24 protein-coding genes are annotated in these 19,775 nt (G+C 41.6%); 11 read left to right on the forward strand and 13 right to left on the reverse strand.

Annotated features, from left to right (window positions below; all coding sequences use genetic code 11):
- Positions 1 to 2 precede the first annotated feature (2 nt).
- A complete protein-coding gene (gatC, locus tag EGS47_RS10500; protein ID WP_125269614.1) occupies positions 3 to 314 on the reverse strand; it encodes an Asp-tRNA(Asn)/Glu-tRNA(Gln) amidotransferase subunit GatC in 312 nt (103 codons plus the stop codon).
- A 131-nt stretch (positions 315 to 445) separates the two neighbouring features.
- Between gatC and EGS47_RS10505 the strand changes: the two genes are divergently transcribed.
- From EGS47_RS10505 to EGS47_RS10530, 6 genes are all read left to right on the forward strand, one after another.
- Positions 446 to 1,486 (forward strand): rod shape-determining protein, encoded by a 1,041-nt coding sequence (locus tag EGS47_RS10505; protein WP_004992581.1) that lies wholly within the window; start codon positions 446 to 448, stop codon positions 1,484 to 1,486.
- A 20-nt stretch (positions 1,487 to 1,506) separates the two neighbouring features.
- The gene (gene mreC / locus EGS47_RS10510) at positions 1,507 to 2,364 is read left to right on the forward strand and encodes a rod shape-determining protein MreC (protein WP_004992584.1); all 858 of its coding nucleotides are present in this window, start codon (positions 1,507 to 1,509) and stop codon (positions 2,362 to 2,364) included.
- Positions 2,351 to 2,842 (forward strand): rod shape-determining protein MreD, encoded by a 492-nt coding sequence (gene mreD, locus EGS47_RS10515; RefSeq protein ID WP_125269615.1) that lies wholly within the window; start codon positions 2,351 to 2,353, stop codon positions 2,840 to 2,842. Before mreC ends, mreD begins: the two co-directional genes overlap by 14 nt.
- Positions 2,830 to 3,414 carry a Maf-like protein gene (locus tag EGS47_RS10520; RefSeq protein ID WP_034700446.1) on the forward strand — a complete coding sequence of 195 codons (585 nt, stop codon included), beginning with the start codon at positions 2,830 to 2,832 and terminating at the stop codon, positions 3,412 to 3,414. The genes mreD and EGS47_RS10520 overlap by 13 nt, the downstream gene beginning before the upstream one ends.
- Before the next feature lie 70 nt (positions 3,415 to 3,484).
- Positions 3,485 to 4,939 (forward strand): ribonuclease G, encoded by a 1,455-nt coding sequence (gene rng / locus EGS47_RS10525; protein ID WP_004992590.1) that lies wholly within the window; start codon positions 3,485 to 3,487, stop codon positions 4,937 to 4,939.
- A gap of 139 nt (positions 4,940 to 5,078) precedes the next feature.
- Positions 5,079 to 5,255 carry a PA1571 family protein gene (locus tag EGS47_RS10530; protein WP_004992592.1) on the forward strand — a complete coding sequence of 59 codons (177 nt, stop codon included), beginning with the start codon at positions 5,079 to 5,081 and terminating at the stop codon, positions 5,253 to 5,255.
- A gap of 38 nt (positions 5,256 to 5,293) precedes the next feature.
- Here the strand turns inward: EGS47_RS10530 and EGS47_RS10535 are convergent, their stop codons facing one another.
- Both EGS47_RS10535 and EGS47_RS10540 read right to left on the reverse strand, forming a co-directional pair.
- A complete protein-coding gene (locus tag EGS47_RS10535) occupies positions 5,294 to 6,691 on the reverse strand; it encodes a WS/DGAT/MGAT family O-acyltransferase (protein WP_005002205.1) in 1,398 nt (465 codons plus the stop codon).
- A gap of 377 nt (positions 6,692 to 7,068) precedes the next feature.
- Positions 7,069 to 7,689: a phosphoadenosine phosphosulfate reductase family protein gene (locus EGS47_RS10540; protein WP_005002207.1), complete on the reverse strand. Its 621-nt coding sequence runs from the start codon at positions 7,687 to 7,689 to the stop codon at positions 7,069 to 7,071.
- 160 nt (positions 7,690 to 7,849) lie between these two features.
- On the opposite strand from EGS47_RS10540, the gene thrH reads away from it, so the two are divergent.
- The gene (thrH, locus tag EGS47_RS10545) at positions 7,850 to 8,467 is read left to right on the forward strand and encodes a bifunctional phosphoserine phosphatase/homoserine phosphotransferase ThrH (RefSeq protein WP_005002209.1); all 618 of its coding nucleotides are present in this window, start codon (positions 7,850 to 7,852) and stop codon (positions 8,465 to 8,467) included.
- 96 nt (positions 8,468 to 8,563) lie between these two features.
- Here the strand turns inward: thrH and mnmC are convergent, their stop codons facing one another.
- From mnmC to EGS47_RS10565, 4 genes are read right to left on the reverse strand one after another with little or no spacing between them, the layout of a single operon-like run.
- Positions 8,564 to 10,438 carry an FAD-dependent 5-carboxymethylaminomethyl-2-thiouridine(34) oxidoreductase MnmC gene (gene mnmC, locus EGS47_RS10550; protein WP_005002210.1) on the reverse strand — a complete coding sequence of 625 codons (1,875 nt, stop codon included), beginning with the start codon at positions 10,436 to 10,438 and terminating at the stop codon, positions 8,564 to 8,566.
- A gap of 35 nt (positions 10,439 to 10,473) precedes the next feature.
- Positions 10,474 to 10,953 (reverse strand): hypothetical protein, encoded by a 480-nt coding sequence (locus EGS47_RS10555; RefSeq protein WP_005002213.1) that lies wholly within the window; start codon positions 10,951 to 10,953, stop codon positions 10,474 to 10,476.
- A gap of 4 nt (positions 10,954 to 10,957) precedes the next feature.
- The gene (locus tag EGS47_RS10560; RefSeq protein WP_004992606.1) at positions 10,958 to 11,260 is read right to left on the reverse strand and encodes a YciI family protein; all 303 of its coding nucleotides are present in this window, start codon (positions 11,258 to 11,260) and stop codon (positions 10,958 to 10,960) included.
- A gap of 32 nt (positions 11,261 to 11,292) precedes the next feature.
- Complete coding sequence (locus tag EGS47_RS10565) at positions 11,293 to 11,907, reverse strand: septation protein IspZ (RefSeq protein WP_005002216.1); 615 nt, start codon at positions 11,905 to 11,907, stop codon at positions 11,293 to 11,295.
- A gap of 44 nt (positions 11,908 to 11,951) precedes the next feature.
- Here EGS47_RS10565 and EGS47_RS10570 point away from each other — a divergent pair, with 44 nt between their 5' ends.
- Positions 11,952 to 12,803, forward strand: a complete 852-nt coding sequence (locus EGS47_RS10570) for a PHP domain-containing protein (protein ID WP_005002219.1) — start codon at positions 11,952 to 11,954, stop codon at positions 12,801 to 12,803.
- A 4-nt stretch (positions 12,804 to 12,807) separates the two neighbouring features.
- On the opposite strand, the gene EGS47_RS10575 is transcribed toward EGS47_RS10570, so the two are convergent.
- Positions 12,808 to 13,725, reverse strand: coding sequence for a LysR family transcriptional regulator (locus EGS47_RS10575; RefSeq protein WP_005002221.1), 918 nt, complete (start codon positions 13,723 to 13,725; stop codon positions 12,808 to 12,810).
- A gap of 105 nt (positions 13,726 to 13,830) precedes the next feature.
- Here EGS47_RS10575 and EGS47_RS10580 point away from each other — a divergent pair, with 105 nt between their 5' ends.
- The gene (locus tag EGS47_RS10580; RefSeq protein ID WP_005002224.1) at positions 13,831 to 14,883 is read left to right on the forward strand and encodes an aldo/keto reductase; all 1,053 of its coding nucleotides are present in this window, start codon (positions 13,831 to 13,833) and stop codon (positions 14,881 to 14,883) included.
- A 54-nt stretch (positions 14,884 to 14,937) separates the two neighbouring features.
- Here EGS47_RS10580 and EGS47_RS10585 read toward each other — a convergent pair whose 3' ends face one another.
- Both EGS47_RS10585 and radC read right to left on the reverse strand, forming a co-directional pair.
- Positions 14,938 to 15,849, reverse strand: a complete 912-nt coding sequence (locus EGS47_RS10585) for a bestrophin family protein (protein ID WP_004992618.1) — start codon at positions 15,847 to 15,849, stop codon at positions 14,938 to 14,940.
- A gap of 74 nt (positions 15,850 to 15,923) precedes the next feature.
- Positions 15,924 to 16,625 carry a RadC family protein gene (gene radC / locus EGS47_RS10590; protein ID WP_044434784.1) on the reverse strand — a complete coding sequence of 234 codons (702 nt, stop codon included), beginning with the start codon at positions 16,623 to 16,625 and terminating at the stop codon, positions 15,924 to 15,926.
- A gap of 113 nt (positions 16,626 to 16,738) precedes the next feature.
- Here radC and coaBC point away from each other — a divergent pair, with 113 nt between their 5' ends.
- Both coaBC and cybC read left to right on the forward strand, forming a co-directional pair.
- A complete protein-coding gene (coaBC, locus tag EGS47_RS10595) occupies positions 16,739 to 17,995 on the forward strand; it encodes a bifunctional phosphopantothenoylcysteine decarboxylase/phosphopantothenate--cysteine ligase CoaBC (RefSeq protein WP_005002231.1) in 1,257 nt (418 codons plus the stop codon).
- Positions 17,996 to 18,114: 119 nt separating this feature from the next.
- Entirely contained in the window at positions 18,115 to 18,501 is a 387-nt protein-coding gene (cybC, locus tag EGS47_RS10600) for a cytochrome b562 (protein WP_004992623.1), read from the forward strand.
- 60 nt (positions 18,502 to 18,561) lie between these two features.
- Here the strand turns inward: cybC and secB are convergent, their stop codons facing one another.
- The 3 genes from secB to EGS47_RS10615 are packed head-to-tail and all read right to left on the reverse strand — an operon-like array spanning position 18,562 to position 19,733.
- Positions 18,562 to 19,020, reverse strand: coding sequence for a protein-export chaperone SecB (gene secB / locus EGS47_RS10605; RefSeq protein WP_004992624.1), 459 nt, complete (start codon positions 19,018 to 19,020; stop codon positions 18,562 to 18,564).
- Positions 19,021 to 19,048: 28 nt separating this feature from the next.
- Entirely contained in the window at positions 19,049 to 19,306 is a 258-nt protein-coding gene (gene grxC / locus EGS47_RS10610) for a glutaredoxin 3 (protein ID WP_005002241.1), read from the reverse strand.
- Positions 19,307 to 19,316: 10 nt separating this feature from the next.
- On the reverse strand, positions 19,317 to 19,733 hold the full coding sequence (locus tag EGS47_RS10615; RefSeq protein WP_004992628.1) for a rhodanese-like domain-containing protein: 417 nt from the start codon (positions 19,731 to 19,733) through the stop codon (positions 19,317 to 19,319).
- Positions 19,734 to 19,775: the final 42 nt, after the last annotated feature.

The following is a 19,775-nucleotide window of genomic DNA, read 5'->3' on the forward strand; positions in this document are numbered from 1 at the left end:
AACTATTCAATGACGCGTGGAACCAGATAAAGTCCGTCTTGCGTTTTAGGTGCAACTGCTTGATATTCATCGCGATGATTGCTTTCAGTGACCACATCGGCACGCAAGGGTTGCGGGTTGTCAAACGGACTTTTCAGAGGTTCAACACCCTCAGTATCAATGCTTTTTAGGCTGTCCATCATGTCTAAAATTTTATTTAGACTTTGAGCATAGTCGCTAGATTGCGTATCATTAAGCGACAATCGAGCAAGATTGGCGATTTGAGATACGGTTTGTGCATTTAAATCTGAATGCTGAGCATCCGATGTAGACATAACATCACCTAAGTCAGTATTAAAAATTTGCAAATAATGTGGCTTATAATAAGCGATTGACTTGTTCAAAGCATCACATTTAGTTAAAGTTGCCAACTTGCGTCCATATAAAGTTTAACTGAGAACGACCCGTGATTCTAAAACGACTAATTGGCTTGTTTTCGCCAGATCTAGCCATTGATTTAGGTACAGCAAATACACTTATTTATGCACCAGGCCGAGGTATTATATTAAATGAGCCGACTGTTGTGGCGATTCGTCACAGTGGTTCGCAGAAAATTGTAGCTGCGGTAGGTCTCGATGCTAAACAAATGTTAGGTCGTACACCAGCCAATATTTCTGCGATTCGTCCAATGAAAGACGGTGTGATTGCTGATTTCGAAGTCACCGAAACCATGTTGAACCAATTTATTGGTAAAGTACATGAAAAACGCTTATTTCCACCCGCACCACGTGTGGTGGTGTGTGTGCCATGCAAATCAACTTTAGTTGAACGCCGTGCCATCCGTGAGGCTGTATTTAATGCAGGTGCGCGTGATGTGCGTTTAATTGAAGAGCCGATGGCCGCTGCGATTGGTGCTGGTATGCCAGTTGAGCAGGCTTGTGGTTCGATGGTGGTTGATGTGGGTGGTGGTACCACCGAGATTGCGATTATCTCACTTCAAGGCTGTGTCTATGCCGACTCACTCCGTATCGGGGGGGATGTATTTGATGAACAAATTATTCATTATGTGCGTAAAGCACACGGTTGTGTAATTGGGGAAACAACCGCTGAAATTATCAAAAAAGAAGTGGGCATGGCTGTTTCAGATGGTCAGACCTTAGAAATAGAAGTTCGTGGTCGTAATTTGGCAGAAGGTGTACCTCGCTCAATTACCGTGACTTCTGATGAAGTCATGCAAGCGATTTCTGATCCACTTCAAAGCATTGTCAGTGCGGTGAAATCAGCACTTGAACAAACTCCACCTGAACTCTCTTCTGATATCGCAGAGCGCGGAATTGTCTTAACAGGCGGTGGTGCTTTATTGCGTAATCTGGATAAGTTACTTGCTCAGGAAACAGGCTTACCTGTGGTCGTTGCAGAAGATCCTCTGACTTGTGTGACACGTGGTGGCGGTAAAGTACTGGAGTTCTTTGATAACCCAAATCATGACATGCTCTTTGTTGGTTAATACTTTTTAAGGACGAGGCGGTGCAACCGAATCTTTTTTCAAGACAACCGCCATCTTTTCGCTCGTTTGTCATCGCGGTTATTACATGTCTGGTGTTGCTGTTTATTAACTGGCGCATGCCCCATGTTATCAAGCCTGCGAGGGATGTGACCTATGCTGCATATAACCCGATTTATGCACTAGCCAGCTACCCTGTACTGTCGCGAGAATGGCTCAACCAACAAACCAAGTCTGAAACCCAGTTACGTCGTGAAAATACAGCGATGCAGGCTGAGTTGCTTCAGGCACAGGTGCGCCTACAAAAATTATCTGAACTCTCTGCGGAAAATACTCGTTTGCGAGGATTATTGGATACGCCTTTAATTATTGATGGGCGTATGGAAATTGCAGAAGTGATCGGGACAGATGCAGATCCATTGCGTCATATCATTATTATCAACCGCGGCGAGACCAATCAGATTAAAGTCGGTCAAACAGTTTTGGATGATAAGGGGATTATGGGGCAGGTCATTAATGTCTATCCTCATAGTTCACGTATCATGCTGCTTTCAGATAAAGAACATTCACTTTCTGTGCGTTTGGAACGGACTGGGATGCGCGCCATCGTGTCTGGAACTGGCGATCTTGGACGTTTAAAAATGGAATATGTTCCCACAAGTGCCAATGTACAAATTGGGGATAAAGTCTATAGTTCGGGATTGGGCGAACATTTCCCCGCAGGTTATCTGGTGGGAACGGTCTCGTTGGTTCGTCGACATAATTCGGGTGAGTTCTCTGAAATTGATGTGACTCCTGCGGCGCAGTTGGCCAGTGGACATCATGTTGTGGTGTTATTTTCTGAATCCCTAGCGATGGAGCAACCGTATGCCAATCGCTAAGTTAAAATATGAAAAGCGTAAAGATCCTCTGATCATTATTATTATTTCAATAATTATCAGTTCGATTTTAATGATTTATCCATTGTCCTATGAGGTTTCGGGCTGGCGACCATTGGTGATGTTGATGGTCATGCTGTTCTGGGTGCTGTGTCAGCCAACGTGGTGTGGCGTCTGGTTCGCCTTTGCCACTGGATTATTTACCGATTTATTAATCGATTCGCCATTGGGACTCAATGCGCTGAGTTTTGTTTTGATCACGTTTATTGTGCGTTATTTCACTCGTGAAAGACGGATTTTAACGTTTATGAACTTATGGACGATTGTGATTTTAGCCTTGATTGCGCATTTGGTTTTTATGTGGATGGCGCAAATCATGGGAGGCTTCCATTTTTCCATTGCTCGCCATTGGCAACCGTTGATGACCAGTATTTTATGTTGGCCGATCATTTATTATTGTTTACATAAATGGCGCATTTAATTTTGGCGTCAAGCTCGCCCAGACGACAAGAGCTGCTTAGACAACTTGGTTTGGACTTTGATATTGTCCGTCCAGATATTGATGAATCTATACAGGACAATGAATCCGTTTCGAGTTATGTTGAACGTCTGGCACGAGAAAAAGCTCAAGTTATTTTTAGCCAGTGTCCAGATGCTGTGATATTAGCAGCGGATACAAGTTTGGGACTTGATGGTAAGATCATTGGAAAGCCAGAATCTAAAGCGCATGCTTTTGAAATCTGGACCGCATTGTCCGGTCGTCAGCACGATGTTTTTTCTGGAATTTGTGTAGCCACTGCAAGTGATTTTTTGAGTCAAGTTGTACAGACTCGAGTTGAATTTCAGCATTTAACTCAAGCAGATATGGAAAATTATTGGGCAACAGGGGAACCTGTGGGTAAAGCAGGCGCATATGCCATACAGGGAGCAGCTGCCCAATTTATTCCTCGAATTGAAGGCAGTTATAGCAATGTGGTGGGCTTGCCTTTATTTGAGACAATACAGTTATTAAAAAGAGTTAAGTTTATAGGGGAAAACGGCGGCTTTAATTAATCGATTAGATTGGACGCTTGATCTTCTTTAACTCTGGAACAAGAATTTTTATAACATTTTGAGTTTGAGTATGTCAGAAGAACTACTGATTAATGTCACGCCTATGGAGTGTCGGGTGGCATTAATCCAAAACGGAACAGTCAACGAATTATTTGTTGAACGGACAGTCAAACGTGGCTTGGTCGGTAATATCTATACAGGAAAAGTGGTTCGTGTATTGCCGGGTATGCAGGCGGCTTTTGTCGATATTGGATTATCCCGAACTGCATTTCTACATATCAATGACATGGTTTGGCCACGTTCGCAGCCAATGCCAAATGTTTTTGAGCTTTTACATCCGGGGCAAATTCTCACTGTGCAAGTGATGAAAGATATGCTGGGCACTAAAGGCGCGCGTTTAAGTACTGATCTCTCCATTCCTTCACGCTATCTGGTTCTGATGCCTTATGGTAATCATATTGGGGTGTCACAGCGGATTGAATCTGAAGAAGAACGTGATCGTCTGCGTAGCATGATTGAGCGCATTCAAAAAGAACACAATTTACCAGGGAGCGTGATTGTTCGAACGGCGGCTGATGGGATTGATGAAGCATCGATTGCGCAGGATATGTGCTATTTGGCGAAGCTATGGGAGTTTATTCAACGTAAGCAAAAAGGTGGTGTTGTTCCAAATCTAATTTTTGAAGAATTACCTTTACCACAGCGGGTAATCCGAGACTTAGCCAACGAAGAAACCTCAAAGGTATATGTAGATTCACGTGAAATTCATGCAAAATTGGTGGAATTTATCGATGAATTTGTCCCCAATATCAAAGATCGATTGATTCATTATCCCGGCGAGCGTCCATTATTCGATTTATATAATGTCGAAGAAGATATTCAAAAGGCTTTACAGACTCGGGTTGCCTTAAAGTCTGGCGGTTATTTGATGATCGATCAAACTGAAGCTATGACCACCATTGATGTTAATACCGGCTCTTATGTAGGCGGTCGCAGTCTCGAAGACACGGTATTTAAAACCAATATGGAAGCGACACAGGTCATTGCACGTCAGTTACGACTTCGTAATCTGGGCGGTATTATCATCATTGATTTCATTGATATGCAAGAGGCTCTGCATCGTGAAGAAGTGATGCGTCAGCTCGAGAAAATGCTGGAACGTGACCATGCCAAAACCAAAATTACACAAGTGTCTGAGCTTGGTTTGGTAGAAATGACGCGCAAGCGCACGCGCGAATCTTTGGAACATTTGCTGTGTGAGTCTTGCCCGACTTGTCAGGGGCGGGGTTATGTGAAGACAGCAGAAACAGTGTGTTACGAGATATTTCGAGAAATTTTAAGATATACCCGAGCATTTGAATCCAAGAGTGGCTTTACTGTCGTTGCGCATCCTGCGGTGATCGATCGCTTATTGACGGCGGAAGCTACTGCTGTCGCGGATTTGGAGCATTTTGTGAATCGTGTCATAAAATTTCAGGTCGAAAATTTATACACGCAAGAGCAATATGACATCATTTTAAGCTGAAATTGTAACAGGATTTCGCTTAATCCTTGTTACAACTGAAATTTTACTTTCGCCTGCGAATTTTAAATACTAGACATATCCAGTAGCCAAAGACAAATTCTCCCTTTTTAGACGTCTTAGCAAGTCGAGGTTCTCTAGCATGAATGTAAGTGAAAGATTACTTGGTCAAGGTTTAAAACATGTCATGGACAGCAGCAATGTTGTGAATACATGTTATATGGTGGACGATCAAGGTAAAGAAGTACAAATTACCACCGCGATGATCCGCTCAGTGTGTCATCAATTACTCAAACAATGTCGTACCATTAAAAAATAAGGGGCATATCAAGCCCCTTGTTTTATTCTCGTGATGGCTTAACTGACTGCACTGATTTGAGTTTCACGTTGTTGCATACTTTGTTTTTCTGCAATCAACTGTTCAAAACGAAGAATTTCATCTTCCAGATGTGTCAATAAATTTTGCATACGTGGCAATGCATTACGACAAGCGGTTAAACCCACTTCAAGTTTATCCAGATAACTGGTCATGGTGATGTTTAGCGCTTGTCCATCAAGGACAATAGAAGCAGGGTAAAGTGCATCTAGTTTAGCGCCATTCCAGTAAAGCGGCTCACGTGGGCCTGGAACATTGGAAATGACCAGATTAAATGCCTGATGTTTTGGCATCATGCCAGATAAGATATTCAGTCCAGCAGGACCATAGACCACAGCACTATAGTTTAAAATCTGATCACTGGTCATGCGTTTAAAGCGCTGTTTGGCATTTTGTACGCTACGACGAATCGTTTGTAAGCGTTCTAAAGGATCATCTTTATGGGTCGCCAGATTTGCCAGAATCATGGTAATTCGATTACTGACGTCAGAGTCATCACTGCGTAACGAAGCTGGCACCATCGCAATTAATGGTTTATTTGGCAAGCTTTGATGGCTAATTAGATACTCGCGTAATGCACCAGAACACACCGCCAAAACGATATCATTGATGGTGACATCGAGTGCTTTGGCAATATGACGAAAGCGATCTAGTTCAAATGACTGTGCCGCAAAACGGCGTGAAGAACTGACACGTTGATTCAATATTGAACTCGGTGCCTGAAAGCTTGAAACATAATCAGGATTACGCCCGAAGTCTTTTAACAGTGTTTGAGAAAGTTCCTGCATCACCCGTGGCGTAGCTTGCAGTTGATCTTTCAAGCCCATTAACACTTTTTTGATTCGTCCCGGCTTGGACTCTTTTAAACGTTTTGCGCGTTTGCCTTCGACACACCAAGGGGGAACGATACTTTTTTCTGTTGGATCATCTGATAGTGATTTTTCAATCAAACGCATCCCTGCAACGCCATCTACCATCGCGTGATGAATTTTGAAGTACATGGCGAAGCGATTACCCTCAATCCCTTCAATAATATTGCATGTCCAGAGCGGTTTTGCCCGATCAATGAGGGTGCTATGTTCCTGAGAAATATAAATCAGTAACTCGCGAATACGTCCCGGGTGGGGTAAGGAGACATGTCGAAAGTGATGGTCCAGATCGAACTCTTCATCTTCATCCCAAAAGAGGCCGCTCAGTCGATTGTTAAATGGCGGGACAGGAATGGTTTTGGATTTGCGAATATCATTGACCAGATCTTGCATAAATGTATCTGGGGCATTTTCTGGAATTTCAAATAAAAACAGACCGCCTACATGCATAGGCTGTTGTCTTTTTTCTAAGGATAAGAATATAAAGTCAATTGGGTGTAATGGGCGCATAGCTTGGATTGCCTCACTGCAATTATATCAATAACCCTTGATGAGCTACGTTTTTAGAATTATAGAACACGTGTCTATTAGAAGTGTATGACTAGTATATAAGCAAAAATGTACATAAAGCCAATAAAATGTGATGAATGTTGAGATAACACAGAAGCATTGATTTTACTCAATACTTGTTGTTTATAAATTGACTTATTCGTCCTTTTGAAAATGAAGTCTCTATGGGGCGGTTATTCATCGCTGTTTAGGTTTTCTTTCATTATCTCCTTTAATAAAGAGATAAACATGACCTTTGAAAGCCATTTTTTGATTGAATCATTTGATCAATAAAAAAGGTAGCCATTTTCATAAGCTACCTTTTCAAAACTAAGCCATTAATGACTTAAGTGTAAGCCACATTCACGATGTTCTTCACCCTTGGTCGGGTCAAAATAATCTTCATTATCAGGAAGATTATGTTTTTGCATATATTCCCACAGGTCTTTCGATGTCCATTTGAGTAATGGCGCAACCTTAATCAGTCCATCTGGATTGATACTGACCGCGTCCATTTCCGCACGAACTGCGGTATCGGTGGCGCGTAAAGCCGTAAACCAGACTTTCGGTGCAGTTTCGCGTAAAGCACGTTCAAATGGTTCTAGTTTGACTTCTGCGGTAAAAGCTTCATGCTTTGGATCATCTAGTGCAGGTACTGGCCCTTCCAAAGCTTCACGATGGGCGCGAGAACGTTTCGGTAGATAGGTGAGTAGATTGAGATTGAGTCGTTTGGTAATTTCGTCCACATATTTATAGGTGGTTTCGGTGTTGTAGCCATTATCCATCCACACGACTTGGATGTCTGGTTTAACACGTGTCAGCATATGCAAAATCACGGCTTCAAACGGACGGAAATTCGTCGTCACAATGGCTTTTTCATTCAGGCTCAGCGCCCATTCAATCAACTTTTCAGCATCATTGCCTAATTCTGCATTGATACGTTCTAAATCTAAACTCATTCCAGTGTGCCTTATTAGATATCAACTGATTTTGCAGATTATTATAATCTAATTTGAAGCGTCAACCTGAATAATCATTCAATTTGAGTTTAAAAGATTGTGTGTGCAGAAAAGTCTACATGTTAAACTAATGCCATTTTTAAAATCCGCTGGAGTGAGCATGGAAATCGTTTGTTTAGACTTGGAAGGTGTTTTAGTTCCTGAAATCTGGATTAATTTTGCAAAAAAAACAGGCATCAAAGAGCTTGAAGCCACTACGCGCGATATTCCAGACTACGATGTGCTCATGACACAGCGCTTAAATATTTTAAAACAACATGGTTTAGGCTTAAACGACATTCAGTCGGTGATTGCCGATATGGGGCCATTGCCTGGGGCGAAAGAGTTTGTGGAATGGGTGCGTACTCATTTTCAATTGATCATTCTTTCCGATACCTTCTATGAGTTTGCACATCCTTTGATGCAACAACTAGGTTGGCCTACGATTTTCTGTCATAAATTGGAGACAGATGATAAAGGTATGATCACAGCTTATAAACTCCGCCAACCAGATCAAAAACGTGAAGCTGTGAAAGCTTTGCATGGTCTGAATTTCCGTGTAATTGCAGCAGGCGATTCGTATAACGATACCACCATGTTAGGCGAAGCGGATCATGGTTTTTTGTTTGATGCGCCAGATAATGTGATTGCTGAATTTCCTCAATTCCCTGCGATTCATGGCTATGATGCGTTAAAAGAAGCGATTCGTTCAGTTTCACAACGTGATATTCCTGCTTAATCGCTAAGTTATTTAAACAAAAGGCGCTGAAAGCGCCTTTTGTTTTTCAAGCAAGAATCATTAAGAAGCGTTACACGGTTTAGTGGGTAAAATGGATCAAGCATTAAAATAAGGTTTCTTGGTTTTAACTTTTTTGAAGAAACGGCGCGGATTTAATTTTTGTAATAATGATGCTGGCACGGGACAGGCTTCATACAACATCAAGGCTGCCAATATTTCACTACACAATGGCGCAAATAAAAACCCTTTAGAACCTAAACCTGCAAAGGTAAAGATACGCGAGTTTTCCTGAACTTGTCCGAGTAATGGGAAATAATCAGCCGTTTGCGCTCGGATAGAGGCGCGTCCTTGCCAAAAGGCAGGATCTGGCAAGTGTTGTGCATAAGTTGGATAGACGCTGTGGATTAAATCAAAGTTATGCACATGGTCTTCTAGGAGAACATCTTCATCCTCCCGATTTGGGTAAAACGATGCGCCTAAAATTAAATGTTCAGCATCCAGCTGCATACAATAACCGCCATAGCTATACGCTTGGTCTTGAGCTAAAGGGTGTTCGCTATTGTTTAGCCAACTGACTTGACCTCGAATCGGCTTTAGGACAGGGTATTGGTCAAATAAGTCTGAACTGGCTTTAGCGCAACACACGACGACTTGATCTGCCTCTGCTAAAACATCTTGATCTTGCATGAGTTGAACCATCGAATCTGTTTCGATCAGTTGCGTAATTTTGCCGACTTTAAGATCAATATTTGGATGTTTCAGGATTTGATCACGAAGCTGATGCGGAGAAACCGCGCCAGCCTGTGTCAGCTTTAAACTGGACAAGGTCGTGGCAATTTGATTCTGTTCAGGCGTTTGCGTTTGTAATAATCCAACTGGATATTGTTCTGCAAGATCGAGTAAGTCTTGTGGGTTTTTTTGTGCTATTTGGTTGACTTGAATGGCACGAAAAGCTTCAAATTTTGGATAAAAATTTAAAGCATATTGCCAGGTCAGGGTCATTAAATGCTCATGCGCTTGTTCAATCGGACAGAGTTTTGGATTAAGCAAGGCCAACGGATTGCCTGATCCACCTGAGAGGGGGTGCTTCTGCTCATAGATGGTAATGTGGTGTCCACGTTGAGCCAATGTCCATGCCACACTCAAACCCGCGATTCCCGCCCCAATAACCGCAATATTTTGTGGTTTAAAGGCTTCGGTAGGCTGATCTATAGCAGATGATTCAGTTTTTTCTTCAGTCTGTTGCCAGATTGCTTTGAGCATTTCACGTTTATGACCAAACCCTTTGGGTCTGGAAATCGTGATGCCATGTTTTTTAAGGCCGCGTTTCAATACACCTGCCACACTAAACGATGCAAAAGTTGTCCCAATATCAGAAAGCCTGACGATGTGATTGAGCACCTGTTCTTCCCAAAGCTCTGGATTACATGAGGGCGCAAAGCCATCCAGAAACCATGCATCAACCGCTTTGGTTTTTTCAATCATAGGGAAAACATCATGTGCATCACCTAGCCATAGATCCAGACTAAATCGTTCTTCAGGAAAACTTAAACGATGACAGCCTGCGATTGGAAGGGGATATTGTGCAATAAGTTGGTCCGCAAGAGGTTTGAGTTCAGGCCATGCATTTAATGCGCGGATCAAATCGGTTTTGCTTAAAGGATATTTCTCAACGCTGATGGCATGTAAATGGCTATGATTAGCTGGACGTACCTGTTGCCAGAGTTGCCACAAGGTTAAAATATTTAAGCCTGTACCAAACCCTGTTTCACCGACACAGAAATATTGAAAAGGTTGTAGTTGACTTAACCGCGTACTGAGATCGTTGCCATTTAAAAAGACATGTCGGGTTTCAAGTAAGCCATTGGCTTTAGAGAAATAAACATCGCCAAACTGTCTGGAAATGGGAATATCAATGCCATCGACAGATTCCCAATCCAGTTCAGCCGTTTCAATACCAGAGCTTGTCACTGAAAAACCTTTAAAATCGTTTTAAAGGATGAATTTTACCACTGACGACGACGTTTGGTGTGAATATAACTGGCAATCAGAAAGCCCAGAAATACACCTACGCCCATGACTGCACCGCCGTACAAAAACATTTGCGCACTGCGTTCACTTTGTAAGACTTGAACTTGAACCAACAGATTATCATTTTTGAGTTGTAACTCTTGATTCTGAGTTAAAGCATCCAGATTGGCTTGTTCCAGTTGTTTGAGTCGTCCTGCCTGATCTTTAACCAATGCCTTGATTTTGTTGTCCTGATCAGCTTTGGCTTTTGCAATTTGTTCGGCTGTTAACGGTTTGGTTTCTGCATTTGGGTCAGCCACAACAGCGCTATTGGCAGGCGCTGGTTTTGCAGTTGCGGTTGTCGTGGCGGTTGCTGCCACTGGTGTTGGAGCTGCTGCGTTGGGTACAGCTTCAACAGCCCATGCCGTTGAACATAATAGTGATAAACCAATAAGCACTTTGGAAATGGTTGACATAATTTTACTCTTTCGGAAATGCTTTATTGAATGGTTTAACTTCAATGTTTGCATAAATCCCTTCAAGCAGGAAAGGCTCATCTTTGAGCCATGTATCCAGTGCTTCGCGGCTGTCAAAGTCTACAATAATGGTACTGCCATAAAAACCCGCTTGTGGATTGGTCGGATCTTTAGGCATTGCACCTGCCACAATCAGACGACCTTCATCATCCAGTTTTTGTAATCGTTCAAGGTGTTGAGGGCGAACAGCTAAACGTTTTTCTACAGTTCCGTCATTGTCGGTACAGGTGACTACAAATAATGGCATAGGTCAATCTCAGTGTTTGATTTTAAAGCAATTTAAGCATCAGGCGATTTAAAGTATTTACGCAGTACAATAAACTGAATAATGATAAAGGAAAACATGACGATCATGTCACCAAAAGCTGTAAATTCACCCCAATATTTGCCATGCATAAAAATAAAGGCAAAAAAGCAATGTAACAGCGACATCACCACAAACATGGCTGCCCAAGCAAAGTTTAAGTTTTTCCAGCCTTGTTCACTCAGTTCAAAAATCGGGCCAAATAAACGTTGGATCAGTGGTTTCTTATCTTTGCTGAACATCGGTGAAAGTAAAAATGCCCCTGCAAAAATCAGATTCAAAATCACGGCTTTTAAACGGATATAGAAATCATCACTGAGCATCAAGGTAATACCGCCAAAAATGACGGTCATAAACAGCACAATCCATTGCTGTTTTTCCAGACGGAACTTTTGAGTAATGAACAATCCACCATAAATAATCAACATGGAAATAATCAGACCCGTTGTCGCGACGAGAATATTATTGTTATCAACACCACCTGCTGATCCAATCAATTGTAATAAGGGATGATGCGTATCTTTGGGATCAACGGTTTTGTATAAATAAAAGAAAATAATGAGGGGCACAAAGTCTAAAAGTGCTTTCATGTTAGAGTATCTAAACTGGATCAACGAAGTGGCATAGTATAAAGATGCAAGGCATAGATTTACATACACATAGCAATATTTCTGATGGAACTTTGTCACCAGATGCATTGGTCAAATCGGCAGTTGAATGTGGTATTCATACGCTGGCCTTGACTGATCATGACACGATGGATGGTGTGGAACTCGTTAGAAAAACTGCTCAACAGTATGATATTCATATCATTTCTGGTGTTGAAATCTCCAGTCAATGGTCACGCCCAGCCACGAAAAAGAGCTATGGTGTGCATATTGTCGCCTTAGATATGCAACAGCCTGAACCTCTACAAGATGCACTTACGATACAAAAAAAGATTCGTGCAGAACGTGCCAAACAAATTTGCCATTTACTTAAAAGTTGTATCGGACAGGATATTTATGAAGATGTGCTGACTTTGGTCGATGGAGAGGCAGATCGAATCACGCGAACACATATTGCTAAAACCCTAGTGAACAAGGATATTGTTTCACGTCCACAGCAGGCTTTTGATCGGTTTCTAAAAGAAGGTAAACGCGCTTTTGTAAAATTTGATGGTTTGAGTCTGCAAGAGACTATTCAGATCATTCATCAGAGTGAAGGATATGCTGTATTGGCGCATCCGACGCGCTATGACTTATCGGCGACCAATGTCCGTTATTTGATTGAACTGTTTGCACAACTTAAAGGCGATGCGGTGGAATTACCACCGAGTGGTGAGCCATTATCTACTCGTCAAATGGTCGATCGAATGATCGAACAGTTGGATTTAAAAGTTTCAATTGGCAGTGATTTTCACGGCGATAATATGCCGTGGATTAAACTTGGGCATACACCTGTGCCTAAAGCGGATCAACAGGGGATTTGGAATGTGTTTAGATAAAAATTTAATGCGTATTATCGTCATACCACGGATATTGATATTGAAAGTAATGGCTTAAGTATTCTAAGAAGAATTGGATTTTGGGTGGAACAAGTTTTCGATTTGGCCATACAGCATAAATCGAAGTAGATTCGACGGGATAATTGTGAAGGATTTGCACCAGTTTACCTGAGGCTAAATCATCAGCGATATGCCAGATCGAATGATTGGATATGCCTAATCCAGATAAGGATGCCTGTCTGATTGCTTCACCAGAGTTCGTTGTAAAATATCCATTGACACGGATAGTTTGATATTCAGCATTTTCATCAAGCAACTGCCAATGATCCGTTAAACCATTTTCATGCTGTTGTAATAGACATCGGTGCAATGTCAATTCAGATGGGGTCTGGGGACAACCATATTTTTGCAGATAATCTGGAGATGCACACAATAAGCGTTTATTTAAGGTTAATGGTTTTGCAATTAAGCTTGAATCTCTCAACTGACCAATTCTAATCGCCAAATCCATACCATATTTGATGAGATCAATATTTTGGTCATTTAAATCCAGATAAATTTTTAGCTCAGGATGCAAAAGAGAAAACTCAGCAATAATAGCCGTTAAAATTTTCGTTCCAAAGGTTGAAGATGTTGTAATTCTGAGTGTTCCATTGAGAGTATGGTCTTTGACTTTTAACGACTGTTGTACATTTAAAAAATCAGAAATCCAAGGGCGACCGTGCTCAATGAGTATTTTTCCTTCTTCCGTCAGGTTTAATTTTCTTGTGCTTCGATGAAATAAACGTAACTGTAGATTGTTTTCTAATCGCTGAATCCTTTGGCTGGCAACAGATGCCGAAATATTAGCTTCTTGTGCAGCTTTACTGATAGAGCCCAGATCTGCAACGCGAATAAAAAATTGAAAATCTTCTGTATTCATGATCAATAAAATCAGAAAAGTATTTTCTCATTATCATGGTTTTTTTGAAAATGTCATTGCGCTATTGTGAATTTAACAAGATAAAACACGAAGTTGGAGTGAGTAATGAATTATCATTTTTTAGGAAACTCCGGTTTAAAAGTCTCTGAGCTTGGTTTTGGTGCAGGGACTTTAGGCGGCAAAGGTCAACTTTTTTCTGCTTGGGGACAACCGAGTCAAACCGAAGCTAATCGTATGATCCAAATGTGTCTGGATGCTGGAATTAATTTTTTTGATACTGCTGATGTCTATTCCGATGGCGAGTCTGAGACAATGTTGGGCAAGGCTTTAGCCTTAGATAGAAAAGACACGATTATTTCTACCAAAATCGGTATTCGAAGCTCAGATGCGTTAAATGCGGCAGGTTTTAGTCGCAACTATTTGCAATATGCCGTAGAGCAGTCTTTAAAGCGCTTGGGTACAGATTATATTGATGTGTTGCAACTCCATCAATTTGATAGCTTTACTTCATTGCATCAACTGATGAAAACACTGGATGAATTGGTTCGAAGTGGAAAAGTACGTTATATCGGCGTTTCAAATTTTTCAGGTTGGCAATTAATGAAGGCACAAGCGATTGCCGATCATTATGGTTATGAAAAGTTTGTGGTCAATCAGGTTTACTACTCATTGATCGGTCGGGATTATGAATGGGAGTTAATGCCTTTAAATGATGATCAACAAATTGCCGCTGTGGTCTGGAGTCCATTAGGCTGGGGGCGTTTGACAGGGAAATTTGATCGACAACATCCGATCCCTGCTGAAAGTCGCTTGCATGATACTGCTCAATTTGCTCCTCCTGTCAACGAAGATCATTTATACCAAGTGATTGATGCTTTGAAAGAAATTTCGGAAGAAACAGGTTATACCATTCCTCAAATTTCTTTACAGTGGTTATTACAAAGACCCACTGTGGCGAGTGTGCTGATTGGCGCTCGAAATGAAACACAACTTCAAGATAATCTAAAGGCCAAAGATATTTATTTATCCCATGAACATGTTGAAAAATTGAATCAAGCGAGTGCGATTTATCCAGCTTATCCTTATTATCCGTATTGGAATGGACAATTTACAGAGCGCTTTAAATCAATTGTTGACTCTCAATTTATTCTTCACTGATCTGAAGCATTTTCTATAAGATCTGTGCGTGAGATTATAAGAACAGGCTAGAGGTTATAACAAATTATGATCTTGTGCTTGAATAGGCGGTGGGGTTGGTCTGCCTAAAGTTCCTAATAACTCAATTTCGATGAGCCGCACCATCGAGTCGAGTGGAAGGTCATTACTTTGTGTGCCAAAGGGTTCTTCAATTTCAGAACTTAAAGCATCCAGCCCTAAAAAAGTATAGGTTAAAATCCCGACCAGTAATGGCGTCCCTAAACCCAGAATAGGCCCCACGCTAAAAGGCAACATAAAACAGAAAAAGAACACGGTACGATTCAGCAAAACCGAGTAAGCAAAGGGAATAGGGGTGTTGGCAATACGGTCGCAACCGGTCTGTACTAGACTGAGTTCGGTGACATAGCGATTTAACTGCGTGTAAATAATGTCACTGATCTCACCTTCTTTAAGCGATTGCATTAACTCCCATTGAATCAGGCTTAAAGTGTATTGTGGTGCATTATGTTGTTGATAGAGCTGCGTCAGGGCTTGTTGACTCATTCCTGTGGTTTCTGTCAGCTCAGTCGGATGTGCTGTTTGATGACGCAGGCGATCGCGAAGTGTATTGGCAAAAACAATCACATGTTGAATGACTTTCTCACGACGACCTTGTGGCAAAATACGGCAGTCCCGATCAAAATGTCGTGCATTGGCGATCAAGGCTCCCCAGAGTTTACGGCCTTCCCACCAACGATCATAACAGGCACTATTTTTAAAGCCTAAAAAAATGGAAAGTACGACGCCAATGAGGGTAAAACCGACAAGGGGAAGTTCTGGGAAATGATAAATCTGAGTATATTCAAGCCCACCGACAATCGCAGAGAGCAGCATCACCACGCCGAGCGCAGGTAAAATTTTGGGTAAAATTGTTCCGCGCCAAGAAAACAGTAACTTTATGAGATCGGTTTGGTCGCGTACAATCATGATTCAACGGGCAAGGATTTTTTTATGATCTTTACCAGTTGGTCAGGCTTTGTCAATACAATTGCAACATGATTTTATAAATTGAGCAGTCGCTGTTCAGCAAATGAAAAAGTTGCCTGTTTAGCCACAATAATATGATCAATCAACTTGATCTCGACACATTCACAAGCCTGTTTTAACTGTTGGGTCATTTCAATATCTTCGACCGAAGGCCGTACTTCACCAAAGGGATGGTTATGTGCAATCACGATAAAACTAGCATGTTGTTGAATGGCATAACGCAAGGTTTGTTTGATTGAAACACTGCAAAAATTGGTAGAGCCAAAAAACAGTTTTTTGAAATGTAACTTGCGTAACTGACTATCCAGACACAGGACAGCAAACACTTCCTGCGTTTCACCTTGTAACTCATAACGTAAATAATCGAGTACCAGTTGAGATGAATCCAGATTTAAATGATCTCGATAAAAATGATTATTCAAATAACGTCTGCCTAATTCCTTGACTGCCATTAATTGTGAATATTTGGTCGCGCCCATTCCATGAAACTGACACAGCTCTTCCTGTGAAGCGTCAAATACAGGATTAAGTCCCCCAAAATGCTGAATCAGGAGTCTAGCCAGTTCAACCGCAGAGTGCTGTCTGGAGCCTGAACGTAAGAAAATCGCCAGTAATTCTGCATCTGATAAACTGCTTGCGCCTTGTTCTAGCAGGCGTTCACGTGGGCGTTCTTGTTGTGGCCACGCTTTGATCGATTGTTTAATAGAATGATTCATTATAAATATCACTTATTGCCATTATTTTAATTCTGATTTCATAGCCAATCACTTGGGTATGCGCGTATTTAATGCTATTGTGAGCGCCACTGCAACATAAAGGTAAGCTGTTTGTGAGCTTTGATTTAAGTGTTATTCCTCATAAAAACATCATCCTAGCGGTTACTGGCGGCATAGCAGCCTACAAAAGTGCGATTATCGTTCGTCGGCTAAAAGATTATGGATTTAATGTGCGTGTGGTGATGACCCACGGCGCACAAGCATTTATTACCCCCTTAACTTTTCAGGCACTTTCAGGTAATCCTGTACATACCGAATTACTAGATCCTGAAGCAGAAGCGGGCATGGGGCATATCGAGTTGGCGCGTTGGGCCGACTTGGTTTTGGTTGCACCAGCAAGCTGTGATAGTTTGGCAAAATTTGCGCATGGTTTAGCAGACGATTTACTCAGCACCTTGTATTTGGCGACTAAAGCGCCTGTTTGGGTCGCGCCTGCCATGAATCAGCAAATGTGGGCAGCAAAAGCCACACAGCGTAATTTACAAACATTGGTGGAAGATGGCATTCATGTGATTATGCCTGATGCAGGTTCGCAAGCTTGTGGGGATGTTGGTCTGGGGCGTATGCCTGAACCTGAACAATTGGCTTATCAGGTGCGCGAATATTTTCATAAAGCCCAACGTGCCATCGCAGAAAAATTTGGATTATTGGCAGGTAAGCATGTGGTGGTGACCGCAGGGCCTACACGTGAAGCGATTGATCCTGTGCGTTATATTTCCAATCATAGTACGGGGAAAATGGGCTTTTCTCTAGCCGCAGCGTGTTATGCAGCAGGTGCGAAGGTGACTTTAATTGCAGGCCCTGTAACGCTGGATACGCCAAATGGTGTGCAACGTGTCAATGTTGCTTCAGCTGTGCAAATGCTGGATGCCAGTATGCAAACGCTAGATGAAGGCTGTGATATTTTTATCGCAACGGCAGCAGTGGCAGATTACCGCGTTGCTCAAGTGGCAGATCAAAAAATTAAAAAAGCAGGCGATGAGTTGGCAGTTTCACTGATTAAAAATCCAGATATTGTTGCGACCATTGCACAGCAACAACAGCGCCCATTTATGGTGGGGTTTGCCGCAGAAACGCAAAATGTTGAAGAATATGCAGCAGGCAAACTGGTGGCGAAAAAACTGGATATGATTGCTTGTAACGATGTCTCACGTAAAGATATTGGTTTTGCTTCAGATGAAAATGCCATGACGGTGTTTTTTGCACAAAGTTATCATATGAAGAAACGTGAACTTGAAAAAGCCTCTAAACAGGAAATTTCGCAGCAATTGGTCGAAGCCATTGCTGACGCTTTAAAACGCAAAATTTAAACTGGCTGTGTTTATGTAGCTAAATTTGAGACAAAGCTCCAACAAAAGGCGCTTTTTCTTTTTTTGAAACTTGGTTATGTTTGAGCTGTCAAATGATTGACTAAACAGGGAATACACCGATGAAGACAGTATGGTTCAGTGCATTGTTTCTAAGTTGTTTTGGATTGAGCCACCTTGCGACGGCAGCCACTTTACATGACAACATGGTAACAATTGCAACTGCTTATGCAGATTTTAATAAATCGACTAATGCCAATGATGCCAGTTCTGCACTGACAAAAATGCGAATGGCTGCGCTTGATTCTAAAACATCGAAACCCAATAAATTAAAAAATCAGCCAGATCATAGCGCTGATGTTAAAGCCTATCAGGCTGGACTTGATCAACTGGTCGCTGAAATTGATAAGACGTCTGGATTGGTCAAAGCCAATCAATTGGCTCAGGCGAAAGTAGAAGGCAAAAACCTGCTTAATATTCGCAATGAAAATCATAAAAAATTTAAATAAAGCCTGACCGAATATTAGACATAAAAAAACCACCAAACGGTGGTTTTTTTATTTGGGCAATTAAGCCTGACCTTCAGCAACGGTTGCCTGAGCACGTTGCATATTGGCTTCAAATTCAGCATCAAAGTTGATAGGAGTCAACAGTAATTGAGGGAAACTGCCTTTTGTCACCATATCATTGACTGCTTCACGCAAGAACGGGAACAGAATGTTCGGGCAGTAAGCACCTAGAATGTATGGAAGGCGTTCTTCTTCAATATTTTCAATCAGGAAAATACCTGCTTGAGTGACATCTACAATAAACGCTGTCTCGCCATCATTATTGGCTTGAACCACTACTTTTAATGACACTTCAAAGTGAGTTGGATCAACTTTTTCAGCAGCAGATGAAAGGTTGATATTCAACTCTGGTTGCCATTGTTTAGTAAAAACTTGCGCCCCAGGAACTTCAAATGAAATGTCTTTGGTATAAAGACGTTCTAAAGCGAGTTGTGGTTGAGTTTGTTGTTCTTCACTCATTCTTCTTTCCTTTACAATTTAAGCGAGTTTAGGCCAGTAACGGGTCGAGTTTACCATCACGCTCTAAAGCATAAAGCTGGTCAAAACCACCAATAAACTGATCATTAATAAAAATTTGAGGCACAGTGCGATGATTGGTGCGTTGGATCAATTCAACGCGTACTTCTGGTGCTTCATTGGATAAATTAATTTCTTTATACTCAACGCCTTTACGCTCAAGAAGCTGTTTTGCACGCACACAATACGGACACATTGTGGTCGAGTAAATCGTGATATTTGCAGACATAAAGTTCTCCTTAAGCTTTGGTTTTGCTTTTCACCAGTGGCAGGTTTTGTGCTTTCCAGTTACTAATTCCGCCATCAAGACGATAACTGTCAGCATGACCAACTTTTTGCAGGGCACTGCCTGCAACCTGACCTAAATTACAAATGAACACCAATGGGCGATCACTTGATTTTAACTCATCAATATGGCTAGTCAGTTGGCTATATGGAATGTTACGGCTACCGCTGATATGACCTTCACGAAAATCACCCGCATCACGTAGATCAATCAGTTGAGCATTTTTCGCTTTAACTAAAATACCAAGTGATTGTGGGGAAATCTTACGACCATTACGTTGCCCTTCAAAAACAAAGAACAGCACAATTAAAACAGCCAAGATTCCAAACAAAAAGGGGTGATTCCCCATAAACTCTAACCAGCGTTCCACAAGTCACCTAATTCAGCTTAAAATTGACGTAGAGTATAGCTC

It is taken from the genome of Acinetobacter sp. FDAARGOS_515, assembly GCF_003938865.1.
In the GTDB taxonomy this organism is placed as follows: Bacteria; Pseudomonadota; Gammaproteobacteria; order Pseudomonadales; family Moraxellaceae; genus Acinetobacter; species Acinetobacter ursingii.

Coding starts and splice junctions, on each gene's coding strand:
- thrH (WP_005002209.1), top strand. CDS start 7,850: ATGGAAATCGTTTGTTTAGACTTGGAAGGTGTTTTAGTTCCTGAAATC.
- EGS47_RS10555 (WP_005002213.1), bottom strand. CDS start 10,953: ATGTCAACCATTTCCAAAGTGCTTATTGGTTTATCACTATTATGTTCA.
- radC (WP_044434784.1), bottom strand. CDS start 16,625: ATGAATCATTCTATTAAACAATCGATCAAAGCGTGGCCACAACAAGAA.
- gatC (WP_125269614.1), bottom strand. CDS start 314: ATGTCTACATCGGATGCTCAGCATTCAGATTTAAATGCACAAACCGTA.
- EGS47_RS10570 (WP_005002219.1), top strand. CDS start 11,952: ATGCAAGGCATAGATTTACATACACATAGCAATATTTCTGATGGAACT.
- rng (WP_004992590.1), top strand. CDS start 3,485: ATGTCAGAAGAACTACTGATTAATGTCACGCCTATGGAGTGTCGGGTG.
- EGS47_RS10585 (WP_004992618.1), bottom strand. CDS start 15,849: ATGATTGTACGCGACCAAACCGATCTCATAAAGTTACTGTTTTCTTGG.
- EGS47_RS10580 (WP_005002224.1), top strand. CDS start 13,831: ATGAATTATCATTTTTTAGGAAACTCCGGTTTAAAAGTCTCTGAGCTT.
- EGS47_RS10540 (WP_005002207.1), bottom strand. CDS start 7,689: ATGAGTTTAGATTTAGAACGTATCAATGCAGAATTAGGCAATGATGCT.
- grxC (WP_005002241.1), bottom strand. CDS start 19,306: ATGTCTGCAAATATCACGATTTACTCGACCACAATGTGTCCGTATTGT.
- EGS47_RS10560 (WP_004992606.1), bottom strand. CDS start 11,260: ATGCCATTATTTGTAGTCACCTGTACCGACAATGACGGAACTGTAGAA.
- EGS47_RS10565 (WP_005002216.1), bottom strand. CDS start 11,907: ATGAAAGCACTTTTAGACTTTGTGCCCCTCATTATTTTCTTTTATTTA.
- mreD (WP_125269615.1), top strand. CDS start 2,351: ATGCCAATCGCTAAGTTAAAATATGAAAAGCGTAAAGATCCTCTGATC.
- EGS47_RS10575 (WP_005002221.1), bottom strand. CDS start 13,725: ATGAATACAGAAGATTTTCAATTTTTTATTCGCGTTGCAGATCTGGGC.
- cybC (WP_004992623.1), top strand. CDS start 18,115: ATGAAGACAGTATGGTTCAGTGCATTGTTTCTAAGTTGTTTTGGATTG.
- EGS47_RS10535 (WP_005002205.1), bottom strand. CDS start 6,691: ATGCGCCCATTACACCCAATTGACTTTATATTCTTATCCTTAGAAAAA.
- secB (WP_004992624.1), bottom strand. CDS start 19,020: ATGAGTGAAGAACAACAAACTCAACCACAACTCGCTTTAGAACGTCTT.
- EGS47_RS10520 (WP_034700446.1), top strand. CDS start 2,830: ATGGCGCATTTAATTTTGGCGTCAAGCTCGCCCAGACGACAAGAGCTG.
- EGS47_RS10530 (WP_004992592.1), top strand. CDS start 5,079: ATGAATGTAAGTGAAAGATTACTTGGTCAAGGTTTAAAACATGTCATG.